Annotated in this window: 13 protein-coding genes; 3 read left to right on the forward strand and 10 right to left on the reverse strand. The window is 30.4% G+C overall.

Annotation, left to right across the window (positions count from 1 at the left end; all coding sequences use genetic code 11):
- The first annotated feature begins 30 nt into the window (after positions 1 to 30).
- Together WA327_RS09445 and WA327_RS09450 are read left to right on the forward strand one after the other, a co-directional pair.
- The gene (locus WA327_RS09445; protein ID WP_336069052.1) at positions 31 to 1,596 is read left to right on the forward strand and encodes a HAMP domain-containing sensor histidine kinase; all 1,566 of its coding nucleotides are present in this window, start codon (positions 31 to 33) and stop codon (positions 1,594 to 1,596) included.
- Between the two features lie 6 nt (positions 1,597 to 1,602).
- On the forward strand, positions 1,603 to 2,310 hold the full coding sequence (locus WA327_RS09450; RefSeq protein WP_027878762.1) for a response regulator transcription factor: 708 nt from the start codon (positions 1,603 to 1,605) through the stop codon (positions 2,308 to 2,310).
- Between the two features lie 73 nt (positions 2,311 to 2,383).
- On the opposite strand, the gene miaA is transcribed toward WA327_RS09450, so the two are convergent.
- From miaA to WA327_RS09490, 8 genes are all read right to left on the reverse strand, one after another.
- Complete coding sequence (miaA, locus tag WA327_RS09455; RefSeq protein WP_336069846.1) at positions 2,384 to 3,295, reverse strand: tRNA (adenosine(37)-N6)-dimethylallyltransferase MiaA; 912 nt, start codon at positions 3,293 to 3,295, stop codon at positions 2,384 to 2,386.
- A complete protein-coding gene (locus WA327_RS09460; protein WP_336069055.1) occupies positions 3,295 to 4,152 on the reverse strand; it encodes an ion transporter in 858 nt (285 codons plus the stop codon). Before WA327_RS09460 ends, miaA begins: the two co-directional genes overlap by 1 nt.
- 12 nt (positions 4,153 to 4,164) lie before the next feature.
- On the reverse strand, positions 4,165 to 6,132 hold the full coding sequence (locus WA327_RS09465; RefSeq protein ID WP_336069058.1) for a DUF3857 domain-containing protein: 1,968 nt from the start codon (positions 6,130 to 6,132) through the stop codon (positions 4,165 to 4,167).
- The gene (locus tag WA327_RS09470; RefSeq protein ID WP_336069848.1) at positions 6,129 to 7,493 is read right to left on the reverse strand and encodes an exonuclease domain-containing protein; all 1,365 of its coding nucleotides are present in this window, start codon (positions 7,491 to 7,493) and stop codon (positions 6,129 to 6,131) included. The genes WA327_RS09465 and WA327_RS09470 overlap by 4 nt, the downstream gene beginning before the upstream one ends.
- Before the next feature lie 35 nt (positions 7,494 to 7,528).
- A complete protein-coding gene (locus tag WA327_RS09475; RefSeq protein WP_336069061.1) occupies positions 7,529 to 8,200 on the reverse strand; it encodes a YggS family pyridoxal phosphate-dependent enzyme in 672 nt (223 codons plus the stop codon).
- A 15-nt stretch (positions 8,201 to 8,215) separates the two neighbouring features.
- Positions 8,216 to 9,454, reverse strand: coding sequence for a DUF1015 domain-containing protein (locus tag WA327_RS09480; protein ID WP_336069063.1), 1,239 nt, complete (start codon positions 9,452 to 9,454; stop codon positions 8,216 to 8,218).
- 67 nt (positions 9,455 to 9,521) lie between these two features.
- On the reverse strand, positions 9,522 to 10,409 hold the full coding sequence (locus WA327_RS09485) for a 3-hydroxybutyryl-CoA dehydrogenase (protein ID WP_336069065.1): 888 nt from the start codon (positions 10,407 to 10,409) through the stop codon (positions 9,522 to 9,524).
- A gap of 100 nt (positions 10,410 to 10,509) precedes the next feature.
- Complete coding sequence (locus tag WA327_RS09490; protein WP_336069067.1) at positions 10,510 to 11,469, reverse strand: Gfo/Idh/MocA family oxidoreductase; 960 nt, start codon at positions 11,467 to 11,469, stop codon at positions 10,510 to 10,512.
- 158 nt (positions 11,470 to 11,627) lie between these two features.
- Here WA327_RS09490 and WA327_RS09495 point away from each other — a divergent pair, with 158 nt between their 5' ends.
- Complete coding sequence (locus WA327_RS09495; RefSeq protein WP_336069070.1) at positions 11,628 to 12,269, forward strand: protein-L-isoaspartate(D-aspartate) O-methyltransferase; 642 nt, start codon at positions 11,628 to 11,630, stop codon at positions 12,267 to 12,269.
- Positions 12,270 to 12,318: 49 nt separating this feature from the next.
- On the opposite strand, the gene WA327_RS09500 is transcribed toward WA327_RS09495, so the two are convergent.
- The gene (locus tag WA327_RS09500) at positions 12,319 to 12,951 is read right to left on the reverse strand and encodes an RloB family protein (RefSeq protein ID WP_336069073.1); all 633 of its coding nucleotides are present in this window, start codon (positions 12,949 to 12,951) and stop codon (positions 12,319 to 12,321) included.
- A 5-nt stretch (positions 12,952 to 12,956) separates the two neighbouring features.
- Complete coding sequence (locus tag WA327_RS09505) at positions 12,957 to 14,249, reverse strand: ATP-binding protein (protein ID WP_336069075.1); 1,293 nt, start codon at positions 14,247 to 14,249, stop codon at positions 12,957 to 12,959.
- Positions 14,250 to 14,391 lie beyond the last annotated feature (142 nt).

A 14,391-nucleotide genomic window follows, 5' to 3' on the forward strand; every position in this document is an offset into this window, starting at 1 on the left:
GGATAAATGTTAAAATCTTAATTTTGGGTAATGAACAAAAGGGTTTTTCTTGCTTTAGTTGTTTTAATGAGCCTATCCTTAATAGGTATAATATTAGTGCAGGCTTATTACATCAACAATTCTCTTAGAAACACAGAAGAGCAATTTAACTTTAATGTAAAAAAAGCATTAAGTTATGTTTCAAAAACTATTGAAGATAGAGAAAAAAAGCAACACCTAATTTGGATTTATAGAACAATACAAGAAAGTGGTACAAAAGCAGATACAACTGCAATATTAAACTTTTACGTAGAGCAAAAAAATAGAGATACCAATGAAACCCTTATATACCGTAATGGTATTTTAGAAGAAAATTTTAAATTATCTTCTGCGCTCTTTGACATAGGTTTAGATAGTATAAATGTAAAACGAATTTTAAGCGAAAAAGAAACAAAAGTTTCTGAAACTAGCTCAATAGATGGTGGATCTAGTTTAACAGCATTACTTTCTGAGTTAGGAAACAAAGAGTATGCAGAGTTCTTTTTAGAATCTTCATACGAAGAATTTGCTTACAGAAGACCAATACACAAACGTGTAAAAGCAGACGAAATTAATAGACTACTTAGTTTAAAATTATTAGAAGATAATATTGATATTGATTACGAATTTGCAATCTACAGTAATGGATTAGCAACAAAAGTAAAAACTGAAGATTTTGAAAAAAATGAAGGAGCTACATTTAGCGTCCCATTTTTTAGTAATAAAAAGGATAAAAATAATTATAGACTACTAGTTAATTTTCCTGATAGAAAAGAATTTATATTTTCTTCAATTCTTACCATGTTAATATTGTCAATTGTATTTACATCGGTAATTATTTTAGCGTATTCAAGTGCACTTTATCAATTAATAAAACAACGTCAAATATCACAAATTAAGACAGATTTTATTAATAACATGACGCACGAATTTAAAACGCCAATAGCAACAATTAACTTGGCTTTAGATTCTATTAAAAATCCTAAAATATTAGAAGACAGAGAAAAAGTTTTACGTTATTTAGGAATGATACGTGAAGAAAACAAGCGCATGCACGCGCAAGTAGAAAACGTATTAAGAATATCTAAACTAGAAAAAAATGAGCTTAACATTAGTAAAGAGCGTTTAGATCTACACGAATTAGTAGAAGAAGCTGTAATGCACGTAGAGTTAATCATAGAAGATAGAGGTGGAGAGATAACAGTTAATCTAAATGCAGAAAAATCATCAGTTTTAGCAAACGATTCGCACTTTACCAATGTTTTAGTAAATATTCTGGACAATGCCATAAAGTATTCTCCAGAAGCACCAAAAATAATTGTCACCACAGAAGTAGTTGGTAATAATATTTTAGTGCACGTAAAAGACCACGGAAGTGGTATGAGTAAATCAGCTCAAAAACGTGTGTTTGAAAAATTTTATAGAGAGCACACAGGAGACATACATAATGTAAAAGGACATGGGTTAGGTTTAGCCTATGTAAAAAGAATAATAGAAGACCATCAAGGTCACATATCAGTAGAAAGTGAAAAAGACAAAGGAAGTACGTTTACAATCAAGCTTCCGCTAATATCTTAAAAAACTATGGAAGAAGTACAAAAAAGAATACTATTAGTAGAAGACGATCCAAACTTTGGAACTGTCCTAAAAGATTATTTAACCATGAATGACTACGAAGTTACACATGCTAAAAACGGTATGGAAGGCTTTGAAAAATTTAAAAGAGGTGATTTTGACCTATGTATCTTAGATGTCATGATGCCTTACAAGGACGGTTTTACCTTAGCTAAAGAAATAAGAGAGAAAAACGAAGATATTCCTATAGTTTTCCTTACTGCAAAAGCAATGAAAGAAGACGTGCTTAAAGGATACAAAGTAGGAGCAGACGACTACTTAAACAAGCCTTTTGATAGCGAAGTACTTTTAATGAAAATTAAAGCTATCATGCAACGTAAAGCAACAGATTCTTTAGCAGATAGTAAACAATTTGAGTTTACCATTGGCGATTTCCACTTAAACTCAAAATTAAGATTCTTAACCTTTAAGGAAGACGAACCAATTAAATTATCACCTAAAGAAAACGAATTATTACGTTTGTTAGCTTTACATGAAAACGATTTAATGCCTCGTGAGCTTGCCTTAACAAAAATATGGCGTGATGATAACTACTTCACTTCAAGAAGTATGGATGTTTACATCGCAAAGCTTAGAAAATATTTAAAAGTAGATCCAAATGTTGAAATTTTAAACATTCACGGAGAAGGATTTAGATTAGTCGTAAACAAAGACTAGTTAATATTTAATTTATATTTACAAAAGCCAGCTGATCATTGAGCGAAGTCGAAATGAAGCTGGCTTTTTTATTTTACATAGAATCTTTAATGGATTTTATGACCTTTTCTAAAGGTGTTAAGTAATCAAACCAAAGCGTTTCATTGTTCCTTTTAAACCAAGTTAATTGACGCTTGGCAAACCTTCGGCTATTTTTTTTGATTTCAGAAATGGCAAAATCTACTGTACAACTTTCATCTAAATAATTAAAGATTTCTTTGTAACCAACCGTATTTAATGCATTTAAACTCTTGTATTCAGTTAAGGACTTTACTTCTTCAATTAAACCATTTTCAACCATAATGTCTACACGTTGGTTAATCCTATCGTAAATAATGTCTCGGTCAGCAGTTAGACCAACAGTAATTGTTTTAAAAGGTCTTTTGTTTTTTTCTTTATTTAAAAATGAAGAATACGGTTGTTTTGTACCAATACATATCTCTAAAGCACGAATAACACGATGTGGATTGTCAATAGCTATCGTTTTATAAGCGACTTCATCTAATGTTTTAAGTTGAAGCTGGAGTACTTCTAAGCCTTCATTTTCAAGAGTTTTATTAAGTTGTTCTCTAATTTTTGGGTCTACATCCGGAAAGTAATCTAAACCTTTAGTCACAGCATCTACATACAAACCAGAGCCACCAACCATAATTACTATATCATGTTTTTGATGTAATTCTTCAATTTTTATTAGTGCATCTTTTTCAAAAGCACCAACATTATAATCTTCTGTGATTGATTTATGATGAATAAAATGATGTGGAGCAGCAGCTAATTCTTCTTCTGTTGGAGCAGCTGTACCAATACTCATTTCTTTAAAAAACTGTCTAGAATCTGCCGAAACTATTTCAGTATTAAAAAAATTTGCTAGTTTTATACTAAGCGAAGTTTTGCCAATTGCTGTTGGGCCAACAATAGAAATTAAGTATTTATTATTGCTCAAAATTAATGAAGATTATTTCCGCAGGTTTTACAAAAATTAGCATCATCGTCATGATCGGTTTCGTGACAATTGCTGCAGGTTTGAGTATTTAAATGTATGTCTTCTTGAATGTTTTTTGTTGTATTTTCTTCAGTAGAAGTACTTTTTGCATACTCAACAGAAACAATTCCTGTTGGAATAGCAATAACACCATAACCAATTATCATTATAATAGACGATATAAGTTGTCCTAATGCAGTTGCTGGAGCAATATCACCATATCCAACTGTAGTAAGTGTAACTATTGCCCAATAAACACTACGCGGAATACTTGTAAAGCCACTGTCTTGACCACTTTCTACAATGTACATTATGGCTCCTAGTATGATACAAATAATTAGTACAAAAAATACAAAAACAGCAATTTTTGCTCTACTTGCTCTAAGGGCTTTCATTAAGTTGTTAGATTCTCCAACAAATCTAGCCAGTTTTAAAATTCTAAAAACTCTCATTAAACGTAAGGCTCGTAGAGCTATTAATGAGTGAGATCCTAAAATAAAAAAGGATAAATATTTAGGTATTGTAGATAAAAAGTCAACTATTCCGTAAAAGCTAAAAATGTATTTTTTAGGTTGGTTAACAACAATTACGCGAGCAATATATTCGATTGTGAAAAGTATAGTAATAATCCATTCTGCAGTATCTAAAAACTCTAAATGCTGATTAGCAAAACTGGTAACACTTTCTAGCATAACCAATATTATACTAGTAATAATAAGAAGCAATAAAATGATGTCAAACAATTTTCCGGCAGGTGTATCTGCTTCATAAATTATTTCATGAAGTTTTTCTTTCCAGTTATTTTGCTTGTTGATATTCATTAGTTATTAAACTTAACCTTTTTTTTCTAAAACTAATATTGAGTTAGATTGTAAATCTACTAAATTATCAAAAAATGACTTTAAGTCTTTATAATATAAGTGATGATAACTTTTTTCATAAAAGTTAGCTTTAAAATAAAACTCAGCTAATCCAGTATCTTCTCTTGATTTAAAAATTGAAAGGGCAGAACTTTGAGGTAACTGTTTAGTATTTTCCTTAGAAATATCGTTGATTACAAAATCATCGCTAAAAAAGACTTTAATTCTATTTGTGTACATATCTTCATATCCAAAATCTACTGGGTAAGACCTTTCTTGCAATTTTAATGGGTTTTCGGTAAAGTTTTTAAAAATAAATGGGTCAAAATAAACTTTATTACCAATTACATTAACAGGTCCAGAAAAAGTTATTGTTTCATTGACTTCTAAAGTAGCTTCATCAATTACTACATCAATATTTTCAAAGGTAAAATCTGGAAATGCTTGTGTATAATAGTCTTTATACTTTTGATTGTTTTTATTGAATTCTCTTTTAATATCTAAAGCTTTATACCCTAAACTTTGTATACTTATTGTTGCATCAAATGTGTAGTCGTCATTTATTGTTATATCAGACTTTTGAAATATTGATGACTTAGTTTGAGGCTCTATATCAATCCATTTGCTACCGTTATCAAAATCTATTTCTCGACCGTAGTCATTAAGACATTTAAACGGAATTTGACCAAAAACTAAATCTTTATCTGTAGCATCTAAAAAGTAAGTTTTACCTTCAATATCTAATTTTATAATGAGGTAATTAAACTCTGAAATTACAGGAAAAAGTTTTGTTACTACACCATGATCTCTAGTGCTTAATAATATAGGATTTACTTTTAAATCATGGGTGTTTAATAAATTATAAAGTAGAAGGTTAATTTCAGCTGTATTACCAGATTTTTCATCTATTACGTCTTTGACAGAGATGTCTTTAAAAACACGATGTTTATGATTCCATGTATAGTTGTTCTTTACATAATCATAAATCAATTTAGCTTTTTTTAATGATGAATTTTGTTTTGAAATTTCACTTTCAGGAATTAAATTTTTAACTAAACTCGATTTTTTTAATTGTCTTCCAAAATCTTGATCAGATTTTAATTCTCTATCAGCTGTTTCCCAGCTTTTAGTTATGTTATCTACGGTACCATCAAACTTGTTTACGGTTTTTAATTCGTATTCAATTCTAGAAAGGTAATTTGAAGCTGCACGCATATAACTTTCTTCTCTAAAGGCAGGAATATCAGTCATAATATATTTAGCTACAGAACAATGTGCAGAACCACCATTGCCAACTTCTATACAATATTTGTCTAAACTCATATCATGAGTTTTTAGTTTTAAATCTCCTACTAATTTTATATGATAATCATAATTTCCAGGAATACTAGTTATGTACTCACTATATAATTTAGGAATTTCTTCTTGAAAATACCATGGTTGATATTTATAGATAAAAGGAGTTCTAAACTCATATGTATATATGATTACAGAGCCTTCTTTAATATCGGGTAATGTAAATTTTACATAGGTGTTATTTTCATCAATTTTGTCTTCAAATATTTGAGAAGGCTCTAAGTTGGTTCTTTTAATTTTTCCGTTTACTAGATTTGTTGTAGAGCCTTTAATTTTTTTTACTTTTTCTTTATTTCTGTCAGAATTATATAATCTTACACTAACATTTGAGTGTTTAAAACCTTCACGATTTAAGATTTTTATTTTCTTCTTGTATTCAAAAACTAAATCAAATGTTTTATTGTCTATGTAAGCATTTCCAAACTCATATAAAATAACAGCATTAGCTGTAGAATCTTGTGTAAAAGTGTTTTTTTCTAAATCGGATTTGGTAACATTTAGATTTTCTGAATTAAACTGAATTTGAGCAAATAGGAGGTTAGTAAATAAAAAAGTTAGAAAGGTTAGTAATGATAATTTCCTCATGGTAGTTGAATGATTTTTAGACGCTTATTACGTCTTAAATAGCTTTGTATGATATGTTGTTGGTCTCTATTGTTTTCCATAGGAGTAATAATAGATTCCAAAATGTCTAAATTGTTGATTTGATAGTTTAGGCTGTAAAAGCCAAAACCTTTAAAAATGCCATTTTTAATTAAAATAGCGCTACGTTCGTCCACATCACGACCACGATCTACAATGACCATATTTTGTTGGTCGTAGCTATGTTTTTTTAATAATTGATTAACGCGTTGGTTGTAATCATCAGCAGGTTCTTCTTGTATACAAGCACCTTCACATTTTTTTACTTCGAAATTAAAACAGCTTGTATTGGTTTTATAAAGTCCGGTTAGTTTTTGACAAAGGTTATATTCTTCTATAGCTTTTTCAAGAAAATGTCTACCGCTTTGTCTTGAGCTAAATGTAGTGATGTTTGGTTTGTCAATAGATGCTTTGTCAATAGTTAGATTTATATATCCATTGTGGTCTGTAAAGCTATACAATGCGTGCGTAAAAATGTTACGTCGTAAAGCTCGGTTATAAGCTGGTTTCGTTTTTTTTATCTCTTCGCTTTCTTTTAAAAGCGCGACTAATTCGCTACCAGTTGCTTCATAAGTTACAGCTGCAACTTGCTTTTGTATTCTTTTTGACTTGGCTGTTGTGCCAGTAAAATGCTGATTGACGCGGTTTTTTATGTTTTTACTTTTGCCTATGTAAATGATTTCGCCATTAGATTTGTGGATGTAATAAACGCCAGTGATAGATGGTAAATCTTGGACAATATCAATAAGTTTTGGTTCCATTTGAAATTTAGGCTCTTTTCTAATGGATTCTTGTATAATATTTTTTTGAGTGTCTTTGTCTAATAAAAGTTGAAATAATTTAACCGTAGCTTTTGCGTCTCCTGCTGCACGATGCCTGTCGCTTACCGGAATACCTAAAGAACGAACAAGTTTTCCTAAACTGTAGCTTTTTTGGTCAGGGATTAATGTTTTTGATAACTCGACAGTACAAAGTGTTTCGCGGTCAAATTCAAACCCTAAACGCTTAAATTCTGTTCTTAAAATACGATAGTCAAATTTTGCGTTGTGCGCTACAAGAATTGTGCCTTCAGTAATTTCTACAATACGTTTTGCGACTTCGTAAAACTTAGGCGCATTTTTAAGCATATTACTGTTTATACCAGTAAGATTGACTACAAATGGCTGAATTTCTCTTTCAGGATTGACTAAGCTTATAAATTGGTCTACTACTTTGTGACCGTCAAATTTATAGATAGCAATTTCGGTAATACCTTCTTCATTGTATTTACCGCCAGTAGTTTCTATGTCAACTATTGAATATATTTGTTTATGCGTTTTTTTGTTAATCTGATTATTAACTAATTATTGTAATTTCTTTCGCCAAAAATACTACTTCCTACACGTATCATTGTGCTACCACATTCGATTGCTAACGGGTAATCGCCACTCATTCCCATACTTATAGTTTGAAGATTACAATTTGAAGTTTTTATATCTTTTAAATCTTCAAAAGTAGTTTTTAAACGTGAAAATTCTTCTTTAATTAGAGTTTCGTTATCAGTAAATGTTGCCATTCCCATAACTCCGGAAATAGTTACATTGTTGAAATCCTTAAAAGCTTCAGATTGTAATAATGATTTAGCATCACTAGCGCTCATCCCGAATTTACTGTCTTCTTCTGCTATTTTTATTTGAAGTAAACAATTAATAACTCTATCGTGTTTTTTAGCTTGTTTATTTATTTCTTTTAATAATTTAAGACTATCAACACCATGAATTAAATCTACAAACTCTGCCATGTACTTTACTTTATTGCGCTGTACGTGACCAATCATGTGCCATTTGATGTCTTTAGGCATTTCTTGATACTTATCAACCATTTCTTGAATTTTATTTTCTCCAAAAATGCGTTGTCCAGCATTGTAGGCTTCAATCAAATCACTAACAGGTTTAGTTTTTGATACAGCTACTAGAGTAACGTGCTCAGGTAAAGATTGCTTGATTGTGTTTAAATTTTGTTTAATACTCATGGTTTAATTTAAATTTTAAAACTCATAAATGGTGACACCACTTCTTAATTTAGGCTCAATATAAGTACTTTTTGGCGGCATGATTAAATTTTGGTCTGCAATATGTTTCATTTGGTCTATAGTGGCAGGAATCATACCAAAACCTACAACAAATTCTTTACTATCTACCATACTTTTTAAATTTACAATATCTTTTTTTCCGCTTAAATATAAAATACGGTTGTCGTTTCTTAAATCTGAAATACCTAAGATAGGTTCTATTATGGTTTTATAAAGTATTTGAGCATCAAGTTCGTCTAAAGCGTTTTTAAATTGATAGTTGGACTTTCTTAAATATAACGAATAAAACTCGCCATCTAAATACATACTAAAATGGTGTTGTTTAGAAGGATGATATGGCATAATACCTCTATTTTCTATTCTAAACATGGTGTCGAGTTGAATTAAAAATTCTTCTTTAGATAATCCGTTTAGATCTTTTACTAAGCGGTTAAATTGATTAATTTTTAGTTCTTCTTCACAGATTAGGTAACTCATAAAATAATTATAAGTTTCTTTACCTGTATGATGTTGATTACTAGATTTTAAATCTTCACAAAGTAATTTTGAAGACGAAGATCTATGATGTCCATCTGCAATATATAAGGTTTTTATATTGTTAAATGCATCGCTGATAGCTTTTATATCTTCTGGATTATCAATTAACCAAAGGTAATGTGTATCGCGGTAAGTTGTGGTAAATTCAAACTCGGCGCGTTCCTTTTGTTTTTCCTTAATAATCTCACTAATGGTATTATTTTTTGGATAGGTAAGAAGTACTGGTTCTGCATTAAAACCAACTGTTTTTAAATAGTCTTTAAAAACAATTTCTCTAGACGCAATAGTATCTTCATGTTTTTTTATAACATTATTGTTATAATCTTCAACACTTGCAGCTGCAACAATGCCATTAAACTCTTGACTATCTCTATCTACAATTTTATAAATGTAATAATAAGGTGTTTGATCTTGAATAAAAATACCATCTTCCTTAAACTCTAAATACCTATTTTTTACAAGATTGTACCTAGCTTCTCCAGAAATTTCTTTATCGTATTTATAACCAGGATTAACAATATGTAAAAATGAAAACGGATTATAGTCTAATCTTGCTTCACGTTGGGCTTGTGTATAGCTTTGGTACGATCTTGAAGCGACTAGACTTACTTTGTCTCTTGTTGGTCTTACGGCTTTAAATGGTAAAATTTTACTCATAAATAAAACAAAATAAGGTAAATATCAACTTTAGTTGAATTTACCTTATTGTTTGATTATTATTTAATTAACTAAATTGTTTTGAAACGTTTTCTGCTTTTCTACTTTCTGAATAATCGTAAAAACCTTCACCAGATTTTACACCTAATTTTCCTGCACGAACCATATTTACTAATAATGGGCAAGGTGCATATTTAGGGTTTTTAAATCCGTTGTACATCACTTCTAAGATGGATAAACACACATCAAGACCAATAAAATCTGCTAATTGTAATGGTCCCATTGGATGTGCCATTCCTAATTTCATTACGGTATCAATTTCGGTAACACCAGCAACACCATTGTATAAGGTTTCAATAGACTCGTTAATCATTGGCATTAAAATACGGTTGGCAACAAAACCAGGGTAATCATTAACTTCTACAGGAACTTTACCTAAAATTTTAGATAATTCCATGATGGTATTTGTTACTTCATCTGTCGTGTTGTAACCTCTAATAATTTCTACCAGTTTCATGATTGGTACAGGATTCATAAAATGCATACCAATCACTTTGTCTGGTCTGTTGGTTACTGCAGCAATCTGTGTGATAGAAATTGAAGACGTGTTTGTTGCTAAAATGGTATCTTCTGGACAAACATCACTTAATTGCTTGAAGATTTTAAGTTTTAAGTCTACATTTTCGGTAGCTGCTTCAACAACTAAACCTACATTTTTAACGCCATCTTCTGTAGTTGTAAATGTGGTAATGTTTGCTAAAGTTTCAGCTTTATCAGCATCTGTAATTTTTTCTTTAGCGACCATGCGATCTAAATTTTTTGCAATGGTATCCATGCCTCTTTTTAAAGACGCGTCGCTAATATCTATTAAGTTAACTTTAAATCCTGATTGGGCAAAAGTGTGGGCAATACCATTACCCATTGTTCCTGCACCAATAACTGCTACATGTTTCATTTTTTTTATTCTTTTTTATGTTTACAAACTCCTCTTTCTTTTAATTTTTATAAATTAAAATTCATTCTCCTCTTAAACTTTAGAGGAGAGCAAAAAGGAATTAAAATTGATCGATTATCATTGTGGCTACACGTAAAGCTTCTGTACCGTCGTGTAGTGTAACCACAGGTGTTGTGTTGGTATTTATGGCATTTGCAAAACTTTCCAGCTCGTCTAAAATGGCATTGTTTGCCGAAATTTCTGGATTGTCAAAATAGATTTGCTTTTTAATACCTTCAGCATTTTGTAAAATCATATCGAAATCTCCAGGTTGTTCTGGTGCATCTTTCATTTTTACGACTTCACATTTCTTTTCTAAAAAGTCTACCGATATGTAAGCATCACGCTGGAAAAAACGTGTTTTACGCATGTTTTTAAGTGAAATTCTGCTTGCTGTAATATTGGCCACGCAACCATTAACAAACTCGATACGCGCATTTGCAATATCTGGCGTGTCACTAATTACCGAAACACCACTTGCAGATACGTTTTTGACTTTAGATTTTACAACGCTTAAAATAACGTCTATATCGTGAATCATTAAGTCTAAAACTACAGGTACATCTGTACCACGCGGATTAAATTCGGCCAATCGATGCGCCTCAATAAACATTGGGCTATCTAATTGATCTTTTATTGCAGTAAATGCAGGATTAAAACGTTCTACATGACCAACTTGACCTTTTACACCGTGTTCTGCAACCAAAGTTCTAATAGCTTCGGCTTCTTGTACAGTGTTTGTAATTGGTTTTTCAATAAAGATATGTTTGCCTTTTTTAATGGCTTGTCTAGCGCAGTCAAAGTGCGATAATGTTGGTGTAACAATATCTACAACATCTACAGCGTCTATTAATTGTTCTATAGTTTCAAAATATTTGTAGCCAAATTCAGCTTCTACTTTTTTACCGTTTTCTTGGTCTGCATCGTAAAAACCTACTAATTCAAATTTTTCTGATTGTTTAAGTAGTCTTAAATGAATTTTTCCAAGGTGACCAGCACCTAATACACCAGCTTTAAGCATAGATTATTCTGTTTTTAACAAAAATAAGTTTTTTAAACAGTTTTTTAAATGAATTTGATAATTAAATCTTTGATTTAAGAAGATTTTATAAATTGAATATTTTTGTTTTGAGCTTTAAATTTTTAAGCTATTTTTAACCTCTGAAACTAGCCCATATTTTGAAAGATACGTTTAAACATAAAGGATTAAGACAGCAATTAGTTGCGGTTTTAAAAGCTAAAGGAATTACAAATAACGATGTTTTAGATGCTATTGGTAAGATACCTAGACACTTATTTATGGATTCTAGTTTTTTGGATCATGCGTATCAAGATAAAGCGTTTCCTATTGCTGCAGATCAAACCATATCGCAGCCTTATACGGTAGCATTTCAAACCGAATTAATGCAAGTAAAACGTGGCGATAAAGTTTTAGAAATTGGTACAGGTAGCGGTTATCAAACTGCTGTGCTATGCGAGCTTGGCGCCAAAGTATATAGTATTGAAAGACAACACGAATTATTTAAACTAACCAGTCGTTTTTTACCAAAAATAGGCTATCGTGCTAAAAAGTTAATTTTTGGTGATGGCTACAAAGGATTGGTAGAAGAAGCACCTTTTGATAGTATTATTGTTACTGCTGGCGCGCCATTTGTACCAAAACCATTATTAGCGCAACTTAAAATTGATGGTCGTTTAGTAATCCCTGTTGGAGATAACGTACAAACCATGACACTTTTTGTTAGAAAAGGTCAAACCGATTTTGAAAAAACTGAGTTTGGCGAGTTTAGATTTGTACCGCTATTGGAGGATAAGAATTAGCCGAGAACAAGCAATTACTTATAGCTATTGTTGACAGTTGGCTTTATTTTTAGTTGGTCACCTTTTGAATTTCTTCAATTTCGAATAGAGAATTCATTTCACAGATTGCTTTGCTCGTATTGTATTTATCAAATTTTAGATTTTTTGAATTTACTTTAGCATCACTTAACTTATGCTTGATTTTTAAGTAAATATCATTATCCTGTTTTGTGAAATATTTTCTTGTTTTTTCATAATCAGTTAAGTGTTTTTTTAGTTGTTTCTCCGCTGATGTGCAATCAGTAAAGAGTTTACTTGTCCTTTCAAAATGTAATAAAAACCAAAATTCTATACAGGGATTGTTAACAATTACAATAACATTATCAAACTTTTCAGCTTTTTCTTTTAGTTTTATAAATAATTGTTCGCTTGTTTCAGTACCTTTTTTTGCTTCACGTGTCTCTTTTACAATAACATCATAATCTACAATCCAAAAAACTTTTGTGTAGTCTTCTGCTAAATCCTTCACCATTTTAAATTGTTCAGGAATACTTTTTTTGCTTGGAAGTTTTGGTTCTATGTTTATGTTTAGCTCTCTTTCGTTACGCTTTAACATTTGTAAGTACCAAACCTCAGTATCTCCATCTACTACAAATGCAAATGCATTTGAACCTGCTATTTTAAATTTCGACCTTTTTCTCATAAGTATTAATCAAGGTCAATGTAGTAATCACCCAAATTAGGCTTGCCTTTTAGTTTACCACTCTTGTATGCATTTAAAACATTAGTAGTGTCTCTAACTACAGAAGTGTCAAAATCAGCTAAGGAATATAACTGAGTTGAACAGTTTTCAGATTTATTTGTGAACCAAATTGCATCATTTCTAAATAAATCCTTATTATCTAATATTTCCCTATTATGTGTAGTAGCTAATATTTGAGAATTTTGAGAATTAACAAGAAAAGACAATATGAATTGAATGTATAAATCTGGATGTAGAGATGATTCTAGTTCATCGATTGGAATTATATTTTTGTTTTTTATTAATAAGGCTAATAAACCTGCAAATCCATAATACCTTCTTGTACCTTGAGATTCTAAATCAATTGGCAAGCTATATTTCTTTCCATTTACAGTATGTTCAAAATCTATGCTTACTGAAGTTACTTTTCCTTCTTCTTTAAGTTTGTCAACTCTATCGTTAGAAATCTCTAATTTTTCTACGAAATCAATAAATCCTTCTGGTAGTTCTTCACTTTTTTCTTGAATTAATATGTCTGATATATGAAAATCAGCTTTTTTGAGTATGTTTATGACATCCTTTTTTTGTATTTCTTTATCTTCAATAATTGATGTAACAAAACCTTCTAATTTGGTTCTGGTATATACTAAAGGTTTAAGGTAATTACTAAACCAATCAACAGTTTCATTCAGTTCAATAAAATCAATGTTAGTTTTTAGGTATCCTCCTAAAACTGTATTGTTCCAAAGAGTATTGGATTCAAGTGTCTTTTTAAAAGTTTTGTCTTTTTTAATTTTACTACCAAATTTTATTTCAGAAAATTGATGTTTTAAATCTGTTTTTCTTGTAAAAATATTTGCCTTTTTTGGATTATAATTGTCTAGTTTTTCACTTACGATTGCTTGTTCCGTAAATTCTACTTCATAATCATATCGTATTCCATTTTGTAAAAAATCAATAGACAGTATTGAATTCTGATTAGGTGTTTGTTCGTCAAAAAGAAAAGGTTTAAATTCCAATTCATCAGTTTTCTTTTCTTCGGGCTCTAGGACTAAATCACGTAAAAACTCTAAACCATTAAGTATTGTAGTTTTACCTGATGCATTGGCTCCATAGATAAGAGCTAACTTAAGTAATCTAAATCCATTTCTGTTTACAATGTAAAAATCATTAAGGTGTTCAGATTTGTCTGCTTCAAAAGTCAATGTCTGCTTATCTTTTACAGAGCCAAAGTTTTGCAAACTAAAGTTGATTATCATTTTTTAGTGCTATTTTGTAAGTTGTTTACAAATTAACAATAAAAAACTTAATTTAATCGTGTTTTTTTGTTTAATTTTTGTTAAGGTGTTGCATTTTCTGCTTATTGCTAATAAAAAGACAAAGCAAATTTCCAATTCCTAT

The sequence above is a fragment of the Mesoflavibacter sp. CH_XMU1404-2 genome (assembly GCF_037029465.1).
Classification (GTDB): domain Bacteria; phylum Bacteroidota; class Bacteroidia; order Flavobacteriales; family Flavobacteriaceae; genus Mesoflavibacter.